The organism is Streptomyces sp. NBC_01723, from assembly GCF_036246005.1.
Taxonomy (GTDB): domain Bacteria; phylum Actinomycetota; class Actinomycetes; order Streptomycetales; family Streptomycetaceae; genus Streptomyces.
On sequence record NZ_CP109171.1, the window covers coordinates 6,152,168 to 6,175,175 of the forward strand.

Annotated in this window: 23 protein-coding genes; 6 read left to right on the top strand and 17 right to left on the bottom strand. The window is 69.2% G+C overall.

Going from position 1 to position 23,008, the window contains the following annotated elements:
- Window positions 1-11 precede the first annotated feature (11 nt).
- The 15 genes from OIE75_RS28560 to OIE75_RS28630 form a co-directional block, all read right to left on the bottom strand.
- On the bottom strand, window positions 12-1,082 hold the full coding sequence (locus tag OIE75_RS28560) for a lanthionine synthetase C family protein (RefSeq protein ID WP_329472546.1): 1,071 nt from the start codon (window positions 1,080-1,082) through the stop codon (window positions 12-14).
- On the bottom strand, window positions 1,079-3,118 hold the full coding sequence (locus OIE75_RS28565) for a lantibiotic dehydratase family protein (RefSeq protein ID WP_329472547.1): 2,040 nt from the start codon (window positions 3,116-3,118) through the stop codon (window positions 1,079-1,081). Before OIE75_RS28565 ends, OIE75_RS28560 begins: the two co-directional genes overlap by 4 nt.
- A gap of 95 nt (window positions 3,119-3,213) precedes the next feature.
- Window positions 3,214-3,399 (bottom strand): FxLD family lanthipeptide, encoded by a 186-nt coding sequence (locus tag OIE75_RS28570; RefSeq protein WP_199578158.1) that lies wholly within the window; start codon window positions 3,397-3,399, stop codon window positions 3,214-3,216.
- A 126-nt stretch (window positions 3,400-3,525) separates the two neighbouring features.
- Window positions 3,526-3,993 carry a DUF6082 family protein gene (locus tag OIE75_RS28575; protein WP_199578159.1) on the bottom strand — a complete coding sequence of 156 codons (468 nt, stop codon included), beginning with the start codon at window positions 3,991-3,993 and terminating at the stop codon, window positions 3,526-3,528.
- 74 nt (window positions 3,994-4,067) lie between these two features.
- Complete coding sequence (locus OIE75_RS28580; protein WP_329472548.1) at window positions 4,068-4,643, bottom strand: DUF6624 domain-containing protein; 576 nt, start codon at window positions 4,641-4,643, stop codon at window positions 4,068-4,070.
- Complete coding sequence (locus tag OIE75_RS28585) at window positions 4,640-5,212, bottom strand: hypothetical protein (protein ID WP_416070620.1); 573 nt, start codon at window positions 5,210-5,212, stop codon at window positions 4,640-4,642. Before OIE75_RS28585 ends, OIE75_RS28580 begins: the two co-directional genes overlap by 4 nt.
- A 74-nt stretch (window positions 5,213-5,286) precedes the next feature.
- Window positions 5,287-5,760: a LuxR C-terminal-related transcriptional regulator gene (locus tag OIE75_RS28590; RefSeq protein WP_329472549.1), complete on the bottom strand. Its 474-nt coding sequence runs from the start codon at window positions 5,758-5,760 to the stop codon at window positions 5,287-5,289.
- 137 nt (window positions 5,761-5,897) lie between these two features.
- Window positions 5,898-7,151 (bottom strand): acyl-CoA dehydrogenase family protein, encoded by a 1,254-nt coding sequence (locus OIE75_RS28595; RefSeq protein WP_329472550.1) that lies wholly within the window; start codon window positions 7,149-7,151, stop codon window positions 5,898-5,900.
- An 86-nt stretch (window positions 7,152-7,237) separates the two neighbouring features.
- Window positions 7,238-7,879: a GAF domain-containing protein gene (locus OIE75_RS28600; protein ID WP_329472551.1), complete on the bottom strand. Its 642-nt coding sequence runs from the start codon at window positions 7,877-7,879 to the stop codon at window positions 7,238-7,240.
- A complete protein-coding gene (locus OIE75_RS28605) occupies window positions 7,879-8,469 on the bottom strand; it encodes a GTP-binding protein (RefSeq protein ID WP_043485169.1) in 591 nt (196 codons plus the stop codon). The genes OIE75_RS28600 and OIE75_RS28605 overlap by 1 nt, the downstream gene beginning before the upstream one ends.
- A gap of 52 nt (window positions 8,470-8,521) precedes the next feature.
- The gene (locus tag OIE75_RS28610) at window positions 8,522-8,929 is read right to left on the bottom strand and encodes a DUF742 domain-containing protein (protein ID WP_052837028.1); all 408 of its coding nucleotides are present in this window, start codon (window positions 8,927-8,929) and stop codon (window positions 8,522-8,524) included.
- Window positions 8,926-9,441: a roadblock/LC7 domain-containing protein gene (locus OIE75_RS28615; protein WP_319125038.1), complete on the bottom strand. Its 516-nt coding sequence runs from the start codon at window positions 9,439-9,441 to the stop codon at window positions 8,926-8,928. The genes OIE75_RS28610 and OIE75_RS28615 overlap by 4 nt, the downstream gene beginning before the upstream one ends.
- Before the next feature lie 66 nt (window positions 9,442-9,507).
- Window positions 9,508-11,025 carry a sensor histidine kinase gene (locus tag OIE75_RS28620; protein ID WP_329472552.1) on the bottom strand — a complete coding sequence of 506 codons (1,518 nt, stop codon included), beginning with the start codon at window positions 11,023-11,025 and terminating at the stop codon, window positions 9,508-9,510.
- Between the two features lie 26 nt (window positions 11,026-11,051).
- Complete coding sequence (locus tag OIE75_RS28625) at window positions 11,052-12,953, bottom strand: glycoside hydrolase family 15 protein (RefSeq protein WP_329472553.1); 1,902 nt, start codon at window positions 12,951-12,953, stop codon at window positions 11,052-11,054.
- 234 nt (window positions 12,954-13,187) lie between these two features.
- Complete coding sequence (locus tag OIE75_RS28630; protein ID WP_329472554.1) at window positions 13,188-13,673, bottom strand: DUF6415 family natural product biosynthesis protein; 486 nt, start codon at window positions 13,671-13,673, stop codon at window positions 13,188-13,190.
- Between the two features lie 189 nt (window positions 13,674-13,862).
- Between OIE75_RS28630 and OIE75_RS28635 the strand changes: the two genes are divergently transcribed.
- Window positions 13,863-15,251 (top strand): Tat pathway signal protein, encoded by a 1,389-nt coding sequence (locus OIE75_RS28635; protein ID WP_329472555.1) that lies wholly within the window; start codon window positions 13,863-13,865, stop codon window positions 15,249-15,251.
- Window positions 15,252-15,323: 72 nt separating this feature from the next.
- Entirely contained in the window at window positions 15,324-15,806 is a 483-nt protein-coding gene (locus OIE75_RS28640; protein WP_210962032.1) for an SAM-dependent methyltransferase, read from the top strand.
- Between the two features lie 74 nt (window positions 15,807-15,880).
- On the opposite strand, the gene OIE75_RS28645 is transcribed toward OIE75_RS28640, so the two are convergent.
- The gene (locus OIE75_RS28645) at window positions 15,881-16,354 is read right to left on the bottom strand and encodes an ATP-binding protein (protein ID WP_329472556.1); all 474 of its coding nucleotides are present in this window, start codon (window positions 16,352-16,354) and stop codon (window positions 15,881-15,883) included.
- Window positions 16,355-16,654: 300 nt separating this feature from the next.
- On the opposite strand from OIE75_RS28645, the gene OIE75_RS28650 reads away from it, so the two are divergent.
- Complete coding sequence (locus tag OIE75_RS28650) at window positions 16,655-17,986, top strand: hypothetical protein (RefSeq protein ID WP_063789610.1); 1,332 nt, start codon at window positions 16,655-16,657, stop codon at window positions 17,984-17,986.
- A 3-nt stretch (window positions 17,987-17,989) separates the two neighbouring features.
- Here OIE75_RS28650 and OIE75_RS28655 read toward each other — a convergent pair whose 3' ends face one another.
- A complete protein-coding gene (locus OIE75_RS28655; protein ID WP_329472557.1) occupies window positions 17,990-19,021 on the bottom strand; it encodes an NAD-dependent epimerase/dehydratase family protein in 1,032 nt (343 codons plus the stop codon).
- Window positions 19,022-20,241: 1,220 nt separating this feature from the next.
- Here OIE75_RS28655 and OIE75_RS28660 point away from each other — a divergent pair.
- From OIE75_RS28660 to OIE75_RS28670, 3 genes are all read left to right on the top strand, one after another.
- Window positions 20,242-20,427 (top strand): helix-turn-helix transcriptional regulator, encoded by a 186-nt coding sequence (locus OIE75_RS28660; protein ID WP_359388241.1) that lies wholly within the window; start codon window positions 20,242-20,244, stop codon window positions 20,425-20,427.
- A gap of 168 nt (window positions 20,428-20,595) precedes the next feature.
- The gene (locus OIE75_RS28665) at window positions 20,596-21,765 is read left to right on the top strand and encodes a tyrosine-type recombinase/integrase (protein ID WP_329472558.1); all 1,170 of its coding nucleotides are present in this window, start codon (window positions 20,596-20,598) and stop codon (window positions 21,763-21,765) included.
- Between the two features lie 341 nt (window positions 21,766-22,106).
- Entirely contained in the window at window positions 22,107-22,922 is an 816-nt protein-coding gene (locus OIE75_RS28670; protein WP_329474075.1) for an IS5 family transposase, read from the top strand.
- The last annotated feature ends 86 nt before the right edge of the window (window positions 22,923-23,008 follow it).

Consider the following 23,008-nt stretch of genomic DNA (forward strand, 5'->3'; position numbering starts at 1 on the left):
AGGTTCGGGGGTCAGGTGAGCAGGAGAGCGCGGCTCCAGCCGGTGGTGTCGGCGGGCTGCAGGGCGAGTTGGGCTCCGGCGCGGCCTTCCATGAAGCCGAGCTTGGGCAGGCGCTCCCAACTGGTGGCCAGTCGTCGGTGCAGGTCCTGGATGATCGGGCTGAAGCGGTCGGGTGCGGGGCTGTCGGCGGCGACCGCGCGGGTGAGAGTCAGCAGCCCGGCCCAGCCGTGGCAGAGCGTGGAGTCGGTGATGCGGGTGAGGTGCAGCGGGTCGGTCAGGGTGGTCTCGATGGTGTCCTCGGCCGCCCGGCGGCGGGCGGGGTCGCCGAGGGCGAGCGCGGCGAGCTGCTGGGCGCGGGCGATGCCGGGCCGGCCGTAGCACCAGGACTGGCGGGCCGGCTCAGGCGCGGGCGGCTGGTCGGCGTACAGGTGGGCTGCGGTGGACCAGTAGCGGGCGCCGTGCCGGTCGAGCCAGGTCACGAAGGTGTCGACGGCCTCCTCCTGACCGGGGACGCGGATGCCTTCGCGCAGGGCCAGGGAGAGCACGGCAAGAGGCCCTGCGATGCCGTGAGCCATGCCGTTGTTGCCGTGCCCGCCGGTCATCTCCTTCCCGTCGGGGCCGACCGGCGACCACCACCCGGGCAGTATCCGGCCGTCACCGGGGGTGGGACGGGCGAGGGCGACGAGGCAGGTGAGCACGTCGGGCAGCCGGGGCGCGGGCGGTTGGCGGGAGAGCAGGAGGGCGGCGAGACCGGTCATGCCGCGGATGAGGTCCCATTCGGCGAGGTGGGGCAGCGCGCCGGCCGCCTGGCGGCGGTGGGCGGCGGCGAGCCGGGCGTCCACGACGCGGTCGACGGCCGCGTGGACGTCGTCGTCGGCTCCGTGGGCGCGGGCCAGGACGAACTCCAGGGCGGGTGCGCCGTGGAAGAGGCTGGCGTTGCTGCCGGTGCTGACCCCGCGTGCGGTGGCCTGGGCGAGGTGGCGGCGTGCGGTGGACAGGTCGCGGCGCTCGATGTCGAGCAGGGCCATCCCCAGGGCGCCTTCGGACAGGTCCTGCGTGCGAGGCCCGGTCGTCGTGGTCATGAGCGCCTGGCCAGGGGGACGACGATGCTGTGGGCCCGGCCGCCGATCCACCCGTCGGCGTCCGGCGGGGGCGCCTCGTGCAGGGTGGCTATGCCGAAGGGGCTGGCGTCCAGGTGCGCGCGCAGGAGGTCCAGGTCGACGTCGCGGGACAGGTCGAGGGGCAGCTGCTGGTCGTCCTCGGCGAGCAGGACCCGCTCCGGCACCCGGAACCGGGCACGCCAGGCGTGTAGTTGGTCGGCCCACTGCTGGAGTGGTGCGGAGCGGGCGGGCAGCGTGCGGCTGCTGATCTTCCAGCGGGCGGTGGTGAGGATGGTGCGCCGGTAGGTGAGGGCCGGGGTGAAGGGCAGGGTCCAGGCGGCGCCCCAGTCGAACCAGGTCACCTGCGGGTGGGCGGCCCGGCTGATCTCGCCGAGGAAGCGGGCCATCGGCGGGGTGTAGTTGTTCCACAGGAAGTTGATGGCGGTGGGGGCCAGCAGTTCCAGGGGCTTGCCCGTCGCGGATTCCAGCAGCTGGGGGCGGCCGTCGGTGACGGTGACCGCGAGGTCGCGGGGGAAGAGGACGTGTGGGGCGGGGCGTCGAAATTCGCCGACGCTTACGATCCGGGGCAGGGCCTGGGGCGCGCGGGTGAGCAGGTCGGCCGCCACCCGTCCGGCGTGGAAGGAGAGCTGCGCGAGTTCCGCCTCCGGATCGGCGGTGGGCAGATGTGCGTACGTGGCCTCGGCGCCGGGAAACAGGTGCCAGAACCGGCCGGTCATCGATCCGGCCGAGCGGGAGACGGTCAGCACACGCAGCCGGAAGTCGCCCCGGTCCAGAGCCGGAACGGAGGTGGCGTGAATCTGTCCTGCCAGTTCGAGGTGGGGCGCCGCGTTGTGAGGCTTGGTTCCGGCCGCTGCCTCCAGTTCCTCGATCATCGCCCCGGTCACCGCGACGGTGCGGTTGCCTTCGGCGGCGGCGGTGCCGGCCAGCTCCATCAGCAGACGGTCACGCCGGGACATCGGCCGGGGTGGTTCGCTCGCCGTGACGAATCCTGCCGGGAAGCCCACGCCCCGGTCGGGGTCCGTGGCCACATCCACCGGTACCGGGGTGTTCTCGCCGTAGGTCTCGGTGAACTGCTCGATCCACCGGCGCCAGGTCGGTGTCCCGTTCGGATGGGTGACCAGGCGGGCCAGGACGGTCGCCGCGGTCTCGGCTTCGGTCAGCACTTGCTCGGGCAGCCGCACGTCGGCGTCCAGCCGCAGATCGCACGCCGTGCGCAGGCCGGCGGCTTGAGTGCGCGCCGTGGGCGGTAAGACCTCGGTGGGGTCGGCGACGGTAGCGGGCGCGCGCAGCGAGGAGCGCAACAGCCGCACCCGCAGCAGTTCACCGAGCAGCCGGTCGCGCGCGGTGCCGTCCACGGCGGGGAACTCCGCGGCCAGCTTGTCGGACAACTGGCGGTACCCGATGGGCGATCGGGCCAGGTCGAGCACGAGACGCAGCGCGGGGCTCAGAGCCAGGCGGAAGGCGGCGTCTCCCTCCGAGGGCACGTGGAGGTGCCGGTCGCGCTGACGGATCAGGGTGTTGACGCAGACCTCGGCGTCGGCCATGCGCGCGGCGTCGCTCTCCCAGGTGCTGAGCATCTCGTCGAGTAGGGCCGGTTCGGGACGGGCTACGGCCTGGTGCTCGTCGCCGATGCGTACGGACGTGGTCTCGTCGAAGCCGAGCGGGGCCACGCCGGCGAACAAGCCGAAGGGGGTGGAGCGGCGGGCGTAGCGGATCGCGTAGCGGGCGGTGGCCAGCGCTGCCCGGCGCATCCGGCGTACCTTCGGTGTGCGGCCGTCGATGATGGCTTGCACCTGCTGGGCGAGGAGAGGGCTCGCCTGCGACACGGTCTGGCGGAAGTCGGTATCGGACCACACCGTGCTCAGCCACGCGCGCCACTCCTCCGCAGGAGCCCTGGACGCTGGCCAGGGCGGCATGGCGGGCTCGGACGTGTGGACCGCGGCGCGCAGCATGGTCTGCCCCGTGGCCTCGTACAGGCTGGGCCGGTGCCGTGTCATCAGGGCTCTCCTCATCTTCCTGTGTGGCGGGCGGGTTGGGCGTGGCGGGCCGGACGGGGAGCCCCGTCCGGCCCGCGTTGCCGGGGTGATCCGGCTTACGAGGTGGTGCAGGCGCTGGGGCAGGAGCTGCCGCAGGTGTCGCCCGTGCTGCACATCAGGGCCGTCTCGGTCGCCGGCGTGCCCTCGATGAAGGTGATGTCGAGCTTGAACGGGTCGTCGTCGGCCTTCACGAGGTCCGTTGTTGCGGGACCGGTCGGCCTTTCGGCCTGGATGGCGGTCATGCATGCCTCCTAGGAGTGAGTGGTGCGGGATGCCGAGGTCCTGTCGGACCTCGGGGTCTGCTACCAGACGGCAACCAGCGGCGAAGCCGCCTGAGCGGTCGCTCGCCTGGGAGTCGGTTGGTGCCGTCAGGTCGCAGCGGCCCGTGCCCGCGGGTGCTGCTTGGCGGCCTGGTCCAGCACCCGGGTAAAGTGCTCGCCCTGCTCATCGCCCTCGGCCTCCTCGGCGCGGAGGTCGCCGAACCGCTGCCAATAGCGTCGGCAGACGTCGTTCTCCATCAGCTTCGCGGCGTGCCACGGAAGGTGTCCGGTGCGGACGAAGCCGAGGCGGTCGCGGACGCTGAGAATGCAGATGAGTCGGTTGGCGGCGAGCAGCTGCATGTACTCCTCGACGTCCATGTCCTCGGGAGCCCAGAGCTTGGCGAGGTCGGGGTTGGTGGACATCTGGGCCAGCCAGTCGAGCTGGTTGCGGGTGAGGAACGCCTCGTTGCGCTCGGCCTGGTGTCGCGCGTTCTGCCTGAGCCGGGTGGCTCCGACCACGGCGGTGGTGAGGGAGACGGCAGCACCGGCAGCGAGGACGGCGGTGGTGAGCTTCATCGGTCAACGGACCTTTCGCAGATCGGAGATGCGGCCAGTGGGCCGACTGAGGGAAGACTTGGAGTTCCACCTGTTCACGCGGCCCCCGCGAGGACGACGGTCGGGGCTTCGTCGGCGGAGCTGCCCGGCGTGTAGCGGCGGCGCACCGCCATGAGCGCGACGGCTAGTGGCGGCAGACCCACGGTGGCCCTGCGTGCGTCGACGGACTCCGGCGCACGCAGCGGGCACAGCTCGATCCCCTCGGCGCTCAGAATGAGCTGGGTGCCGTACTCCTGGGCGCACCCGCCGGCAATGAGGGCACGGTCGTGCAGGTGCGCCCAGTGCTGGACGAGCGCGTCGTCGGCCTGGACCGCACGCCTGAGCAGGATGGTGGCGGCGCGCTGGAGGGTGAGATCGTGGTCGCTGTGCAGGGCGATGCTCCAGGCGGCGCGGGCAGCAGCAGGGCCGACGAGGCGGTGGCCGGGCCACTCGTATTCGCCCAGGACGCGGCGCAGGAACTTGGTGTTGGCGTGGTCGGTGTGCCGGCCCTGCCCGAGTTGCACTGCATCGAGCTGGTCGCGCACGCGCTTGGCTCGGTGCACGGCCGATTCCGTTGCGCGGGCGATCAGCTCGCGGGCAAGGTCGGGTCGCTGCGGTTCGTCGGTTGTCACGCGGTGCTCCGATCGTCCGCGGCCAGATGAGGTGCATGGGTCTGGCAGCTGATCAATGTGCTGAGCCTGGGGCGGTGCTCGGCGGCCAGTTCGAGGCGGGCTACGCGGTCCCCCTCCCGTCCTGGACCGGAACCCCGCACGTCCCAGCCCATGTCCGTGAGCCGGCGCAGCAGGGCGGCGATGGGCTCGGCTTGGAGGGCGTGGCGGGCCAGGATTTCGGCCCGTACGAGCGGGAGGCTCTGCCGGGCGGCGAGGTCGGAGGCCCACAGGGTGATCAGCCGGGTGATGTCGTCGGACTGCTCGGGCAGGGTGTGGACGCGTCCCAGGCGGAGGCAGGGGCCGTCGCCCCAGCTGAGGCCGGGGTCGCGCGCGGGGACCATGCAGGCGAGCAGCTTTCCGTCCTCGAACAGACCGGCTGACCTCGTCTGCGGGTCGCGGAAGAGGGCCGGAACGTCGGCTTGAGCGGGCACGGGGAGACCGCGCAGGGTGAGCCAGCGCTGCCGGTCCTGCACGAGAGCCGCGGCTTCCGCGCGCTCGGCGTCCGTACGTAACGTGCGCACCGCGTACACGGCGCCCGGGTACTTCGCTGCGAACGAGGTGGAAGCCGGAGCCTCCTCGTTGGCCAGGGGAGTGGGGGGCCTTCTCACTGGCTCGCTCCGCTCCGCGCCGCCGGGTCGGTCGGCAGCAGCTTCCAGCCGTGGGCAAGGATCACCAGGTGGGTGGTGTCCCGCGCGCCCGTGTCGGCGAGGAGTTGGTCGAGTGCGGCGCGCTGGTCGGCGGGGGCGAGCTTGGCGGCGACGGCGATGTCACGGGGGTCGCTGTGCTCGGCGACGGCTCGGAGCAGCAGCCGCTGCTCCGGGGTGAGGGATGGCGCTGGCCGGTCCGCCGTGGGTGAGGCCACCTGCTGGGTGGTGAACAGGCGGTGCACGATCACCGGGGGCTTGCAGCGGGGCGGGCAGTGCAGGCTCTCACGGATGTCGCGCACGTACTGGCGGACGGTCACGGCCGACAGGCGGGTCTCTGCCGCAATCTCCTTGGCCGTGAGGCCGTTCGTGAGGTGCTGGGCGACGCGCTGCAGGGTCGGCGTCAGGGGTGTGATCGGTGCGCTGGTCGTCACGGGCGGGGTCACGGTGTCTCTCTCGGCTGGGTGGATGGTCACGGGGAGGGGTGCCGCCGGTCCCCGCGGGGGACGGGGGCCGGCGGCACGGGCCCGTGCGCGGCGATGGGGAGTCACGGGGTGCCGCGCACGGGGGCTTAAGCGGCGGTCGGATCGGGTCGTGCCCAGGCGGCTTCGGCGGCGAGGCGCTCGGACCACTGGATGTGGTCCTCTGCGAAGGCGGCGTCGGCCAGGCGTATGCGCTGGACTTCGCCGGTTCCGGCCGGTGGGTAGGTGTGCTGGATGTCGCGCCACAGGCGCTGGATGATGTAGTCGCCATCGAGGGCGTTGGCGCCGTGCAGTTCCATGGCGTCCTGGGCGGACTGGACGGCCCACTGGTGGCCGAGGTATTTCGAATTGATCAGGTCGGCGTCGCAGGGCAGGCCCTGGTCGAGGAGGTGCACGGCCTGGTAGGCGAGTATCCGGGCGGCGCGCAGGCGGGCTTCCATGCCGCCGACGCGGTCCCGCAGGACGGGCAGGTCGGACAGGGCGCCCTGGTAGCGGGGGCGGGCCTTGAGCCGGGCGGTGGTGGTGTCCACGACGGCTTCGTGGATGCCGAGGCTGACGGCGGCCAGGTTGGGGCGGCCGTAGAGGATGCTGCTGCTCTGGGCCACGGCCAGTCCCTGGCCGATCTCCCCGACCACGTTGTCGGCGGGGACGCGGACGTGATCGAGGTCGAGGCGGCCGGCGGAGAAGCCATGCAGACCGAGGCCGGCACGGTGGTCGGGGACGGAAAGTCCGGGGCGGTCGGCTTCGACCATGAACGCGGTCAGCGCCTGCGAGGTGCTCACTCCGGCCGCGGCGGTGCGGGCGACGACGAGGTGGGCTCCGGCGAGGTGGCTGTTGCCGATATGGATCTTGCTGCCGGTGATCACCCACTCGTTGCCGGCGCGTTCGGCGGTGGTCTCGATGCCGCCGATGTGCCCGCCGGCGAGCGGTTCGGTCACGGCGATCGACAGCAGCAGGGAACCGTCCGTCACCCTGGGAAGCCAGCGGCCCTTCTGCTCGTAGGTGGCGAAGTGCAGCAGGGCGCCCACGGGGATCAATGTGGCCTGCAGGATGGCCGCGGCAGCCGCCGAGACCCGTGCGATGCGGTGGACCAAGACGGTCCTGGCCACGTGTCCGGCGCCCAGCCCGCCGAAGACGGCCGGTACGGTGACGGCGAACCAGCCCCGGGCGGCCATCAGGTCGGCGACCTTGCGCTCCACCCTGCCCGGAGCGGCCTCCATCCGCGCGGCGCGCGGCGCGACGTGCTCGGCCGCGAAGGCGTCCGCCTCCACCCACAGCAGATCGTGGCGGGCGGTGAGGTAGGGACGCAGCGCCGGTGGAGGCGTGGTGGGTGTGGCGGACATGGTCTCCCTCTCCCTGGATGAAGGTCGCAACGCGGAGCGGCCGGGGATCGCCTACGGCTCCCGGGTGGGGGGGGTGTGGAACGGGCTTAGCGGACGAGGGCCCGGGACATGTGGTCCATCACCTGCGCGCCGGTGTTGATGGTGATGTCCCTGATCCGTCGGGCCTCGCGCAGAGGCCGCTTCTCGGGGTCGATCACGCACACCGTGCCCAGCACGGTGCCGCTTTCGTGGATCAGCGGTGCGCCGAAGTAGGAGCGGATCCCGACGGCGTCGACCACTGCGTTGCCGCTGAAGCGCGGGCTGGCGTGTACATCGTGTAGCGGGAGGGCCTTCTTGCGGGTCATGACCTCCGGGCACCAGCCGTGGTCGCGGCTCATGGTGCGGCCGACGATGACGTACCCGCTGTCCGCGGGCGGCTGGTGCAGCCCGACGAAGGTCTGCTTCTCCAAGCCCAGGTTGACGAAGCCGTACAGGAACCCGGCCTGCTCAGCCATGTCGCGGGCCAGCTCGTCGAAGTCCTCGTTGGCCACGGGGGGCACGCCCAAGCGGTTGAGCAGCTCGTAACGCTGCGCCAGTTCCAGCGATTGCTGAGGCCGCTGGCTGGTGAGGGCGGTGCCGGGCGGGGTGAACGGGCCGCGGTTGGTGTCCCGCATGTCGCGCCGTGGCAAGGACCCTGCGGGCGGGGCGGTCTGCGGCGTGCGGTAGGGGGTGCTGGGGTGCTGTGACATCAGGCGTCCTGGAGGGGCGTAGAGGGGGCGTGACCAGTGCGATTGGTGGTGGCGGCGCTGTTCACGGCGTGGTCGACGAGGGCCAGCAGAACGCCGGCGACGTGATTCGTGTCGCGGGCGTCGCAGGTGACCACCGGTACGGCAGCGGGGAGTTCGAGAGCGGTGCGGACCTGCTCGGGGTGGTAGCGGTGCGCCCCGTCGAACTGATTGACGGCGACGACGAAGGGCAGGCCGATGTCCTCGAAGAAGCTGACGGGCGTGAAGCTGCTCTCCAAACGGCGGGTGTCGACCAGGACGACCGCGCCGACGGCGCCGCGGGAGAGGTCGTACCAAAGGTCGACGAATCGGTCCTGGCCCGGAGTGCCGAACAGGAACAGCTCCAGAGGAATCGGCGCGTCGGGCAGGCTCAGTCGGCCGAAGTCAAAGGCGACCGTCGTGGTCTGCTTCGCCTCGATGCCCGCCAGGCTGTCGACGTCCGCGCTCGCCTCGGTCAGGTACTCCTCCGTGCTCAGCGGCGTGATCTCGCTGACGGCGCCCACGGCGGTGGTCTTGCCCGCGCCGAAACCGCCGGCGATCACGATCTTCAGCACGGTCGGCGCACCGCCCCGCGGGTGCGGCGAACTCCGCGGCACGGCGGTCGGGTCATCCGGCCTGGGGATAGGCGACGGCATCAGGCCACTTCCTCTTCAGGCCGGCGGTAACGGCTGCCAGCAGTTGGGTAGACGGACCGGATCCTGCGCCGGTATCGGCATAGGAATGGGTCAGGGGGACGACGAGGGCGTCGGCGTCCAGGAGGTCGGAGACGAGCACTTTGACGGCGCTGACGGGCCGGCCAAGGCGTCCCGCCAGCTCGACCACCGACCGTCGGCGCTCCCGGCACAGGGCGAGGATTTCCTCGCACTCCTCGGCCTGCGCCGGGCCTGGCCTTCCCTGCCCGGCCTCCAGCACGGTTTCCAGAGCGAGCAGGTGCCGCGGCCTGGTACGCCCGCGCACCACGGTGTACGTCCGCACGAACGCCGACTCCTCGGCCGCGCGGCCGTACGTGGTCACCGGACCTCTCCGCCCGTGCCGACGCGGACGGGGATCACCATGTAAGGGGCGAACTTCGCAACGAGCCGGCCCATCTCGAAGCCGACGGTGCCCACGTCGGCGTCCCTGGTGGCGATGACGGCGAGGATCGTGTCCACCTCACCGCGTTCGTTACCGGGGTGGTTGTCGAAGGCCGCGCTGCACCCGGCGCTCTGGACGAAGAACAGGCAGTCGTCTCGCTCGATGATGACCTGCCGGGCCGGCCTCTTCTTGTGGCTCGGGCCGGTGATGTTCGCCGCGAGGGAGGCAACGCCGCTGAAGGCGGCCGACAGCTCGTCCGCCCAGTCCTTGTCGACGTCGCTGTCCAGCAGCCGCAGTCCGTCGCGCGAGAGCAGGACGGCGTGCGTGACGCCCTGCGTCTCGGAGGCGAACTGACGCAGCAGCCAGACCATGCTGTCCCGCTGTCCGCTTGGCGTCGTCGCAGATGCAGCGTTGCCGTCGGTCACGTTGTTCATCGCGGGGTGGGTGCTCATGAGGATTGCTCCAGAAGGGGGAAGGGCCAGTGGGTGTATCGGCCACCGGGAACGCGGAAGGACGGGTCAGGGGGTGGGGTGTTCTGTCGACGCGGGAGAGGGACTGGCGCTGCCGCCGGCCTGGAGGCCGTTGCGGAAGGCGGCTGCGAGCCCGGGCGTCGCCGCGGATACGGGGGCTTGCTCACGCTCCTGTGGTGGACGGAAAGATCCCGTCCGGCGTGTGCGTGTCGGCAGAGCGGGCGCGTCAGTCGACTGACCTGCCTCCGCGGTCGGTGCCTCAGCGACGCCACGGCCTGCGGCCTGTGCTGCCTCCGGGACGGCGGGAGTCGCGGCCACCGGCTGCGGCTGCCGCCCGGAGCCGCGAGCTTCCTCGGGCGGCGGCGCGCCCGCATCCTCGACCGATGGAATGGCTACCAGGAGCCGTGCCGGTATGACGACCAGGGCGGTGGTGCCTCCCGTCGTATTCTCTTGCAGGAGGACGGTCATCCCGTGTGACTGTGCGATCTTCGCGGCGACCAGCAGGCCGAGCTGCCCGGCCCGGACTTGGCCGCTGACATCGACCTCGTCCGGGGCTTTGAGCAGGTGGTTCATCTGTGCCCGCATCTGCGGGTGCATGGGGATGGCGCGATCCTCGACCTCGATGGCCAGCCCGTGTGGCACCCGCTGTGCGCGCACCATCACCCGCGTCTCTGGATCGGAGCACTCGCAGGCGTTCTCGATCAGCTCGGCCAGCAGGTGCGTCAGGTCCGGCCCCACATGGCCGGGCAACCCCAGCTCGGCGCCCACGGATCCGGCCGCGACGGCCACCCGCGGATACTGCACGACCTCGGAGACAGCGCCGCGCAGGGCCGTCGTGACGGGAACGGGCCGGCGCACGCTGCGCAGGGACTGTCCGCCCAGGACCGCCGTGCTCTCGACCTGGCGGCGCATCCGCGTCACGAGGTGATCGATCTCGAAGATCTTGGCCAGCAGCTCCGGGTCGTCGGTCAGCATCTCCAACCGGCTCAGTGCCTCAAGAGCCTTGCTGACCAAGGCGTGCTCGCGCATGGCCAGGCGGCGAAGCACTTCCAGGAGGACCACGGACTGGGACTCGTCGTGCACGCGGATCAGCGAGACGATGGCTTGCGCCTGGAGGGCACTCAACGCGTTGTCGATCCCGGCGTTCGGGGTGGACGACTGCGCGGTGTGCGGGTCCGGCAACGCTGGACGTTTTCCGCGGCACAGCTCGTCCGCCGACCACTGCACCGACTTCTCAACGGCTGCCGCTGCCCCTGTGACCGCGTTCAGCGCTGCCGTCTGGGAATCCGCCACCGCCGACTGCACGGCGCTGGCGACGCTGTGCGCTCCGCGTGCTGCCACCGCGACGACCCCCGCTAGTCCGCAGACCAGGCCGGCCAGGACCCAGCCGGGGCCTACGACGGACCCCGACCGGAGAGCGAAGGCGGCGAGCAGCAGCGCGGCTAGGAGTGCCAGGGGCAGTGCCACGGCGCGACGGGCGAGGTACAGCGTGGTCGCGTCGAGCGGGGGCCGCCGTCTGCGGTGGCCGGTAGCGGCTGGCCGTGCCGTCAAGGCGCTGTCAGGCATGGGAATCCTCGTCAGGGGTGGGGTGGCTATGCGTGCTGCGGCGTCAGGTCTGCGGTGGACTGGCGCGTGCTGCGGGGGGTTGAGCGGGGTGCGGGGACCGCGAGCGCGGCGTGGCGGGGGGAGGACTGCGTCGCCATCTGCTGAAGGAGCAGGGCGCTTTGGATCAGGCCCATGTGGCTGAACGCCTGCGGGAAGTTGCCGAGCTGGCGCTGCTGGACGGGGTCGTACTCCTCCGCCAGGAGCCCGAGGTCGTTGCGCAGAGCCAGGAGGCGTTCGAACAAGGCGCGGGCCTCGTCGAGGCGGCCGGTCAGGGCGAGGCCGTCGACGAGCCAGAAGTTGCACAGGAAGAAGGCGCCCTCGTCGCCGGTCAAGCCGTCCACCCCGACGTCCTCACCGCAGGTCGGGTACCGGTACACGAGCCCGTCTTCCGTGGAGAGTTCACGACGGACCGCATCCACGGTGCCGATCACGCGCGGGTCATCGGGCGGCAGAAAACCGGTGCGGGGGATGAGCAGCGTGGCAGCGTCCAGCTCCTGCGAGCCGTAGGACTGCGTGAAGGTGTTGCGCACCGGGTCGAAGCCCTTGTCACAGACCTCCCGGTGGATCGCCGCCCGCAGCTCCACCAGAGGGGCCACGTCCATGTCGAGCGCGCCGGCCTCGACCAGACGGATGGTGCGGTCGACCGCCACCCAGGCCATCACCTTGGAATGGACGAAGTGCCGGCGGGCCCCGCGGATCTCCCAGATGCCCTCATCGGGCTCCCGCCAGCGCTGCGCCAGGTGCTCAACGAGCCGCTGGTGCAGGACCGCGGTGTCGGCGCAGTGCGCGACACCGCTCTGGTGCGCGACGTAGAGGGTGTCGATCACCTCGCCGTACACGTCCAGCTGCAGCTGGCCCGCAGCCCCGTTCCCGACCCGCACCGGCGAAGAGCCTTCGTACCCGGGAAGCCAGGGAAGCTCCCGCTCCCGCAGGTCACGCTCCCCGGTGATCCCGTACATGATCTGCAGGTTCTCCGGGTCCCCGGCCACGGCCCGCAGCAGCCACCGCCGCCATGCCTGTGCCTCCTGCCGGTACCCGGTCCCCAGCAGCGCGGCAAGCGTCGTGGCGGCGTCGCGCAGCCAAGTGAAGCGGTAGTCCCAGTTCCGGTCGCCGCCGATCTCCTCGGGAAGCGACGTGGTCGGCGCCGCGACGATCCCGCCGCTCGGCCCGTAGGTCATGGCCTTCAGCGTGATCGAGGACCGGACCACGGCCTCGCGGTAAGGCCCGTTGTAGGCGCACTCCTGCGTCCAGTCCTGCCAGAAGGCGAGCGTCTCGGCGAGCGCCGCCTCCGGGTCGGGAACGTCCGGTGCGGGGGCGTGGGACGGGCACCAGCTGAGCACGAACGCCACGCTCTGTCCCACTCCGACGGTGAACACACTCACGACGACGCCGTCCTTCTCCGCCTGCGGTACGCACGTGTCGAGCCAAAGGGCGTCCCCGCCGGCCTCCGCGACCATGCGCCCACCGACCTCGTGGATCCACGGGCTGACGCTGCCGTACCCCGGCCGAGGACGCATGGCCGAGACCATCTCCACTTCGCCAGTCAGGCCCTCAGCGATCCGGATCACCTGCGGGGCCCCGTCGCGCGGCGGCATGAAATCCAGGACCCGGACCGAACCAGTCGGGGTACGCCACAGCGATTCGAGAACGAGCGAGTCACCGCGGTACCGACGGGCAGCCACTCTTCCGGAGCCGGACCAGCCTGCGGACGGGGCCGGGGCGATCTGCCAGGTGCCGTGCTTCTGTGTGCCGAGCAGACCGGCAAACACGGCCGGTGAGTCGAAGCGGGGCAGGCACAGCCAGTCGATCGTGCCGTCGTCGCAGACGTGGGCGCTGGTCTGCGTGTCGCCGATCAGGCCGTACTGCTCGATACGCGGAAGGCGTTTCATCGTGTGTGAATCTCCAATAAGCCCCGTTGGTCTGGGGGTGTTATCGGGGCCGCCGAAGCGGCCGGGGACAGGCCGGGAGTCAAGGAGTCAGCGGTCACCGCGGGGACGCAGGCTCGCTCGGAGGTGGTGTAGAGGCCCTGTCTGCGGGATCGAGGCCAGTCGCACGAGTGCCTCGGCACACCAGCCACGCCATCGCGACGAGGATCAGTCCGATGAGGAGCGCTCCGGTGAGCGTCATGACCGGGGCACCGAAGCGGCCCACACCAAGCAGGTGAGGGCGACGGCGAAGACCGCACCGCGCAGCACGTTGATCTGCGGCGTCCATCGAGCCAACCTCCGTGCCGGTCGACTCGCTCCGACGTCGTCCAGCCGGATCTTCGCGATGAGTTCCTGCGTGGCCTCGGCGAGCCTGACGAGGTGCACGCGGCTGGACAGATAGCCCTCCGGGAGCCCGACCGAGCAGAGTTGCTGCGCACGGAGCAAGGCCGGCTCCTGCGAAGGCATCAGGGTTCCGAGCTGGTTGACGTGCCCTCGCAGCCGCAGGACGAGGTCCTCCACATCGGCGGCGGTCTCGGGCACCGGGGAGTCCTCGCCCAGCACGAGCGTCACCGTCTCCGTCGCGGACGCCGCTTGGTCACGCCCGGCACCCGGATCACCGAGACTCCGGCCCTGACCACGGCGCTGGCAGAACGCCCGGCGAGGGGCCAGCGAGAGACGCATGACACAACTCCTAAATGGATCAAGCCAAATTGAGTGAGAGACGCCGTGCACCACAGTCGGTCGGCGTGCATGGTGAGTGATCCGGCCGCTACGTTGAGCGAACCGCGAATCCCCGCTGGGGGGTATGCCTGTGCGGCCCGCAAGGCCGTCAAAGGCGTCAAAGATCATTTCGGACCCGAGGGGCAGCCCATGGCCCGTGAGCGAAACGTCGCCCTCGCCGCACTCCTGCGCGAAGCGGGCTGGTCCCAGCCCCAAGCAGCCGCCGCGGTCGCTCGTGTCGCCGCGGAGAGCGGTGCACGCGAATTGCAGGCCATCTCGCGCTCGCACATCGCCATGTGGGTCCAGGGCACCAAGCCCAGCGGACGAGCGCCTCATATCCTGCGTGAGACGCTGTCCCGCAGGCTCAGTCGCCCCCTCACCCTCGCTGACCTCGGGCTGGAAGACGGGCCGACCGGCTCGCCCGACAGCAGTTCCGACTGGAGCGTCGACCCTCTGACCGTGCTGGCCGAGCTGGGAAGCGACGACCTGGACATGCACCGACGCAAGCTGCTGGCGACCGCCGCGTACTCGGCCGCCGGCCTCACACTGCCCGCGAGTTCGTGGTGGACAACCGCCCCAGCCGCTGCAGCATCGCGCCCAGCAGTCTCCCCACGGCTGGTGACCCAGGCCGACATCGATGACGTCCGCAACCTGACAGCCTTCTACTCCGCACGGGACCAGCAGCGTGGTGGAGCCTCTGGGCGCTCGGCTCTGGCCGGCCACCTTCGCGACGAAGCGGTGCCCCTGCTGGGCAGCAGGTTTCGAACGGAACGGCACCGACGGGACACGTACTCGGCCGTGGCAGAGATGACCTACATCGCCGGCTGGATGGCGTTCGACGCCTCGGAGCACCGCACCGCCCAGCGCTACCTCACCCTCGCCGCCCGCATAGCGGCCGAAGCCTGCGACGGACCGCTGGGCGGCCACATCCTGCGCGCCCTCGCCCACCAGGCAGTCGACCTCGGACACCCACGAAGGGCCCTCGACCTGACCGATGCCTCCATGGCCCGCACTCACTACGGCCAGGCCAGCTCGCGCGAGAAGGCCCTGCTCTCCATCGTCCACGCCCGTGCCCTGGCCGCCGACGGCGACAGGCCCGGCACCCTCGCGGCCATCAGCCGAGCAGAGCGGGACCTCGCCCGCGCCGACAACGAGGACGCCCCCGACCGCGTCGGCTTCTTCCAGGAAGCCTCTCTCGCCCACGAAACTGCCTGCGCCCTGCGCGACCTGGGCAACCCCGTCGAGGCGGAGATCCATTTCCAGCGCAGCGTCCGCACCCGCCGCCGGCAGCAGTACGCCCGCACCCACAGCGTGACACTCGGCTACCTGGGCGCCGTCCAGGTCCAGCAAGGACGTCTCGACGAGGCATGCGGCACGTGGGGACAAGCCCTCGATGCCATGGTCGGCGTCCAGTCCGGCCGCGCCCGCGACGTCATCGTCCGCATGCAGAGCGACCTGTCGCCCATGAGGCAACGCGGAGGCCGCCACGTTGTTGAATTGGACCGCCGGGCACGGGAAATGCTGCGCGCCATAGGCTGACCACAGGGCAGGTCCGCAGGTACGGCCGGCGGTTGCTGCACACGCGATTTCATGGGAGAGGAACGAACGCCGATGGCGACGTACGAGGTCGAACCGATCGCAACGGTCATTGGGGGCCACACCCGCGTCCAAGACGACTACCAGGGCGGGGTGGAATCGATCATCCGACTGGACGACGCCTTCCCGCTCGAAACGCTGCAGGGCATCGAGGAGTTCTCCCACCTCACAGTGACCTGGCACTTCCACCTGGCGCGTCCCGAAGACGTGCAGCTCCACGCCCGCAGCCCAAGAGGAAACCCGATCTGGCCGGCAACCGGAACCTTCGTCCACCGCAACCACCGACGCCCCAACCAACTGGCGATCAGTTATCCGCGACTGCTCAAGACAGACGGCCGGGACCTCGTCGTCACCGACCTGGACGCTGTAGACGGCACTCCCATCCTCGACATAGCGCCGTACTTCGCACAGATGGGGCCCCGAGGACCGGTGCATCAGCCAGCCTGGCCGGGCGAAATGCTTGCCACCTACTGGCTCGATGCCTCGGAGCGCCCGTAACTCCGCTTGCCGCAACTTATCGCCGGCTGCGTCCCTCATAGCGGCCTGGGCAGTCACCAACCGGGGCGCGACATTCACGTCGGGCTCCCGATGCTGTCACAGAAGAACTGGCACCACGTTTCTTTGCCGCTGCTGCCCCACTTGTCTGCGAGCGCTGCGACGAGCGCCATGCCCCGGCCGGAGATGTCGTCCGGGCCAGCCTGTTGCAACACTGCCGGGGCGGGATTTTCGTCGGTCACTGAAACAGTGAGGGTCCCGCCGACAGCGCGCAGCCGCAGTTCGACCACGCCGTGTCCGTGCTCGATCGCATTCGTGATGAACTCCGAGACCGCCAGCACCACATTGTCGGTTATCGGCCCCGTCAAGCCTGCCTGCCCCAGGAAAGCCGCCGTCGAGCCGCGCATATCCGCGACCGCCAGCGGATCCGGTACGAACGCGGCCTGGAAGACGTGCATATCTGTAGCCGCGGCGGCGTCCGGCAACCACGCTCGGGCTCCCATCTTGGCTGCCCGTTCCAAGCAACTACGCGGGGTGGTGCTCTGGCTCATGGTGGTGGCCTCGGCTTCGTGGGGAGTTGCAGACCGGCCCTCGCCGCCTCAAGACGCTCAAGCGGAGACCGCGAGGGGAGATCAAGGTTTCCCCGGGGGAGCCGGGCCCGCCATGTCACCGGGGGTATCACCTGCATCCCGCGGGGTGACACGGGTATCACCAACATGTCATCTGGACCCCACTTGCCTGCGAGATCGCTATATGGGGCTTGAGTTGGGTGATAGTTGAAGCGCGGGGCTTGACGCCCCAGGCCGATACGGGCCGCCTCATTGCCAGCGGCCAGAAGGGAGCCGTCGGGGATGGAAGCGCGGACGTTGCTTCAACTGCTGGTCTGGGAACGCGGTTGGGCGTACCCGCGGTTCAGGAAGGAGTACGAGAAGGCCGCTCAGGAGCTGTCCGTCGCGGCCGGCGAGCCCCACTTCTTCAGCGCCACGGTGGAGGAGCAGACATTTCGTCGGTGGACAGCAGGGCGCGTCAAGGGGCTCCCGAATCAGCCTGCACCCGAGGTGCTTGAGCGCATGTTCGGACGCAACGCCAGAGCTCTTCTCAGCCAACCGAGCGGGCCGCCGCCGGGCGCGAGCTATGTACCTACGATCAATGAGAGTGATCTTGCAATGACTGCTCGGGATGCCGCTTCGCACGCCGGGGACGCCGCGTCCCTCAGTGTGCCGGACATGACACTCGACCAGCTTGACGACGACATCGTCGCCCTGGCACGCGAGTACAGCCGAACGTCTCCCGTGGAGGTCTACCGCAGGGCGAAGGAACTCCTGAGCGTCGCGCAGTCGCTGCTGGAGAGGACCCAGGTGCCCCGCCAGCGTGAGCGCGGCTACCTGGCTGCCGGCCAGTCGGCCGCCGTCCTGTCGGCGATCTGCTTCGACCTCGGCTCTCTGCCCGCCGCCGTCTCACTGTCCCGTACGGCCGCCTTGTACGGTCAAGTGATCGAGCACGGTCCGCTTCAGGCGTACGCCCACGGTGCACTCGCCTTCCTGGCGTTTTGGGGTGGCCGTCCAGCGGAGGCCGTACGTCTCGTGCGCACTGCCCAGCAGTTCGGAGGACTCGGCGACACGGCTATGACGCGGCTATTCGTAATCGAAGGACGCGCCCACGGACACCTGGGCGACCAGGCGTCTGCTGAAAGGGCTGTGCGGGCCGCCCTTGAGCAGAGCACTGGTGCGCGAGACGAGCTGCACGATGACGTGGGCGGCGAATTCGGGTTCCCCCTTGACCGCGTTGCCATGAGCAACGCCACCACCTACCTCCTGCTGCGTGATGCTGACGGCGCTGAGGAAGCTGCGGAGCAAGCCCTCCAGCTCCTCAGCGCCAAGCCCGAACATCAGCGTCCGCTGCTCATCTCCACACAGGCGCACGTGGATCTAGCCCGCGCCCGACTGCTCCGAGGCGAACTCGACGGCGTGCAGGCCGCACTGGAGCCGGCCTTCAGCGTACCGACTGAATGGAGAGGAGCCGGGACACTCGAACGTATGGCGGCAGTTCGCGCCGGTCTTGTTCGGGCGGACTTCCGCGGTGCGCCTGACGCCATCGCGCTCGGCGAGCGGATCGAGGACTACACGGCGGAGGCGTCGGCCCAACGGTTGGGGAGCACGCCGCCACTGGCCATCGAACCCTGACCGTTACGAGCCCAGCTTCGCGAGGATCTCCTCCTCCTTCTCCGGCGAGATGCCGTGCTCTGCCCAACGGGGGTGTTCGACGGGCACACCGCCCGACTGCATCCACTCCCACGTGGCCGCTACGGTCTCCACCAGGGGACGGCATTGCAGGCCAGCGGCCTGCGCGCGCGTCGAGTCCACATTCCAGACGCCCGCGTGGGTGCGCCAGAGAGGCAGTTCGGTCCACTGCTGCACACCCTGGTCAATCAGGAGATCATCGGGTGCCCAGACCAGTCGCCCCCCGCTTCCGGTGACATTGAGACAGGCTGTGAGGAATCCGCCCATCGTCTCCCGACCCAAGGGCGCGGTGACGTTGAACTCACCGCCGTTCGGTGAAAGGGCCTGATCGAGCGCAAACGCTGCTACGTCGCGTACGTCCACCGGTTGGATCGATTTGTCTGGCTCTCCCGGCGCGAGGATCATCCCGCCCTTTGAGGTGCGCCGGAGCCACCAAGGGAGGCGACCCACGTATTCTCCGGGTCCAAGAATGACGCCGGGCCGCAAGATCGACACCCGCGGAGCGCCGAACGTGGTGATGGCGGCGCGCTCCGCGCCGGCCTTCTGGCGACCGTAATACCAGTCGGGTCCATCCCAGTTCGCCGGCAGCCGTCCGAAGTTCACATCGGCGTCGGCCGGTGCGTCCAGCAACTCGGAGGATTCGGTCAGCGGCTCTTCTGGCCATCCGCGGTAAGCATTCACGGTCGAGATGTAGACGTATTTGCCCGCCACGGGCTGCAGCGCCTCGGCACCGGCCAGCACATCGCGTGGGGCCAGCTCGGAGGCCGATGTGTCGATCACCGCGTCCCACGGCCCCTGCTGTCCCAGCCGGAGGAGGTCCGTGTGCACGGTGCGGTCTCCGAGGATCTCTTGAGTGCCTTCCGGAGCCGTACCGGACCTGCCTCTGTTGAAGACAGTCACCGACCAGCCACGATCAAGCGCAGTCTGAGCAACGGTTCGCCCAAGGAACCAGGTCCCACCAAGCACCAGAATGTTCATGTTGCTGATCCTGCCCGTTCAGGGCACCTCCGTGCTACAGCGCCCGCTAATCATGAGATCTCGACAGCTCCGTCGCCGCGAGCCCGGGCTGGCGGCCGACGGGCCATGGCTGGGAGGCCCGACCATGGAGCATGCGATCCCGAACGGCTCTCGCGCCAGCTTCACCAGCGCTTCGCCCACGCCGACGAGAATAAAGCCCAAAGGGCTGGAACCTCCTGACTATGTCAACGTGCATCGTCCCGCAAAGTACATGGTCAGGAACGGGGCCTGTGGGGTCCTCCAAGGCGACCAGTGCCACGTTGGTGTCGTCGTGTAACGGCCGTGTCTATGACCCCATAGACGCTCTGTCGCGTCAGTGCCCCATTCGCTCACGGCAGACGAGACAGATTTCCAAAAGGCTGGAACACCTCCCGATGGTATGTCAACGTACAACAGGCCCGGGAGGAAGCAGGCGCGTTAACGGCTCGCCGGGTGAAATGGAGGGAGACTGTTCTGTCGGTCGGTGGTCTTCGAGGCGTTGAGGTGGGACGGCCAATTCTCCACGTGCTCGGTCGATTGAAGCCTGTGATGGTCGAAAGACGGGTGGCTGCGCAGCGGTGTTCACTGGTCTCTGCGCTTGCATCTCTGCGGGTTTGCCTACCGAGTGAGGACTTCTTGCAACGATGCTACGAAGAGGGCTGTGCCGTAATCGCGTTGGCGAACAGTGTTCCGGCGAGTCCGCACCAAGTGGTGCGCGGCCCCGAGGTTCCCGAGTGTCGTATCACGGTGCCTCTCGACTGACCTGCGGGCGAGGTCCCGCTAGCAGCCACACCGGGCAGACGGCCTCGACGACCAGGCAGCCGTCGGGTGCGGTGCGGCGCGCAACATAGCCGACGATCGCCGGTTAGCCAAACCGGCGATCGTCGCGACCATTGAGGTGTTCGCCTTCCGGCTGCGCTTGGCGGTGGAGCCGTGGCGGACGCAGACAGCTTCGCGTTGGCAAGAGGAGGCGCGAGGTAGTTCTGCTGCGGCTCCTATGCCGTAGGCAGCGTGCGCCGCTGGCAAGCGGTCCTCCTGGCGCCGATGACGCGAGGTGATGCTGCCGCGCCCCTGTCGCTCCTCGCGCCCTTGCAAGGAAACCCTGCCGTGCGCCAATCCGTGATGCCCCCTTCTCTTTTTCGCCACGAGATGACACCGAGTTCCGCTATCGGCGTCCGGGAGGTGACGGCGTGGCGGTAGCTGTGCGGCCTGGGGCAAAGCTGACGGTCGATGACGTGTGTGACGAGCTGGGGATAGCTCGATCCACCTTCTATGACTGGCGACAGAAGGGGCGAGGGCCGCGCTGTATCCGACTTCCCAACGGAAGCCTTCGGATACGGCGTAGCGATTTCGAAAACTGGCTTAGTGATTGTGAGGATGCATCTTGACCGATGGCACGTTTGACGTACGGATCTACAACATCGAGCGCCGCACGCGAGCGAACGGATACACGTACAAGGTGGTCTGGAAGGTCGGAGCGAAGAAGCACAGCAAGACCTACCCGACCAAGGCACTCGCGGATGCCCGACGCTCCGACCTGTTGACCGCAGTCAAGCGTGGCGAGCCCCTTCAGTACCGAGACCGGACTGCCAATCTCGTACGCCAGCAAGGCCGCGGACACCAACTGGTACGACTTCGCGGTCGAGTTCGTCGACAAGACGTGGCCCCACTTCTCCGCCAACCAGCGGAAGAACGTGGCCAAGGCGATGACCTCCGCGACCATCGCCTTGCTTCGGACTCCTCCGAAGCAGTTCGATCCGGTGAAAGTGCGGACCGCGCTGCGCGAGTGGGCCTTCAACTCCAAGCGCCGGACCAACCCCGAAGAGCCGATACCCGACGATGTTCGCGTCATCCTCGACTGGGTCCAGCGCAACACCCTGTCGATGGCAGCGTGGGAGCAGTCGGACCGGGTCGACACGGTCGTCTCCGCTCTCGGAACGCTGCTTGACGGCACTGCCGCAGCGTCCAGCTCCGTGTCCCGCAACCGGCGGATCATGAACCTGGCAATGGAGTACGCCGTCCGCCACGGCATCCTCCGGCAGAACCCCCTGCCGAAGGGCAAGGGCAGTGGAGGGGGTGCCCCCAAGGTCGCTCAGGCCATCGACAAACGCTCTCTGCTGAACCCTGAGCAGGTCACCGCGCTCCTCGATTGGATCGGCAAACGACCCCTGCGGCGGGGGCCCCTATACAGGGCCTTCTTCGCCACTCTCTGCTACGCCGGTCTCCGCCCGGAGGAAGCCGTCGCGCTCCATGTGACTGATGCCACGCTGCCCGAAACGGGCTGGGGCGAGTTCGTGGTCCACAGCGCCCGGCCGGAGGTCGGTAGCCAGTGGACCGACAGCGGAGAGCCCCACGATGACCGTGACCTGAAGGGACGAGCGGAGGGCGACACCCGCACTGTGCCCATCCACCCTGACCTTGTCCACTTCCTTCGCGAGGTCATCGTCCAGTACAAGCTCAAGCCGACTGACCTCCTCTTCCCCGGAGAGTTTGGCGGCAGGCTAGCGGGCTCGGTGTTCCGACGGGTCTGGGACAAGGCCCGAGCGGAGGTCCTCCAGCCCCACGAGTACGAGTCGCCGGCGGGTAAGCGCGTGTACGACTGTCGCCACACCTGCCTCAACAGCGTGCCCGTGCTCCTGGCGATCTATGCGCGGTGCATCGTCGGCCAGCGGGACAACTACCTGAAGCAGATCTACGACGTCAGGTACAGAAGCGAAGCCAAGTAGGACGGATGCGAGAAGGGCGGTGCGGGACCCCGGTGCATGGGGCCCCGCATCGCCCTTCGGCGTTGTCCAACGGGGCCATTCGGATGCATTTGAGCCTTGGGGGCTGGGGGACGCATGGGGGACAGACACCCGTAGAACCCCAGTTTCAGCCGGTGTCAGCCGGACTCCAGCGCCGTTCGGTGGACCCGCGTACGCTGGAAGTCTGCGACGGTCAGACGCAGCCTGACCAGGCAAAATGAAGCCCACCTGGCGTGACGCCAGTGGCGCCCCCGGCAGGACTCGAACCTGCGGCCAAGCGCTTAGACCGTGTCCTACATGGTCAGTTGGTCGTTGGGCTGCGTATGGGGCGGGGTACGTGGAGTTGGATTGTTCCGGACGGCTTGTGGGAGATCGCCAGGCCGTTGATCCCGGAGGTCCGGGTTCGGCCGCAGGGCGGCGGGAAGCAGAACACGCCTGATGAGACGCTGTTCGCAGCGATCATCTATGTGCTGGTCAGTGGATGTGCCTGGCGGGCTCTGCCGCCGTGTTTCGGGATATCGAAGTCGACCGCACACCGCAGGTTCATGATCTGGTCGAGGGCCGGCGTGTGGGGGCGCTTGCATGAAGCCGTCGTTCACCGGCTCGATGACGCGGGCCTTGTCGATGTCTCCCGTGTGGTCCTCGACTCGGCTCATGTGCGCGCTAAAAGGGGCGAACACACAGGTCCGAGCCCCGTGGACCGAGGCAAGCCGGGTTCCAAGATGCACATCCTGTCGGACGCGAACGGACTGCCCCTGGTCGTCGGCGTCTCGGCCGCCAACGTCCACGACAGCCAAAGCCTGAAGCCCATGGTGGCGGGTCACCAAACGAAACACGACCCCTATCGCGGCCGCCACTTCAAACCCCAACGCCTCCATGCCGACAAGGCCTACGACATCCCTGGACTGCGGAAATGGCTCCGCGGCAAGCGGATCGGAGTGCGTATCGCCCGCAAGGGCATCGAGTCCAGCGAACGATTGGGTCGGCGCCGATGGGTGATCGAACGGACCATCTCCTGGCTGTCCGGCTACCGCAGACTCAGCCCTCGCTACGAACGGAAACCCCGCAACTACCTGGCCTTTCTCGGCCTCGCCGCAGCACTGTGCTGCTACAAACGACTCCTCAAACTGACCATGTAGGACACGGTCTTAGAAGGCGCCTGCTCTATCTTCACGTTCCCTGGCCGTCGAGGGGCAGGTATGGGTGGGTTCGGGCAGATTCGCCG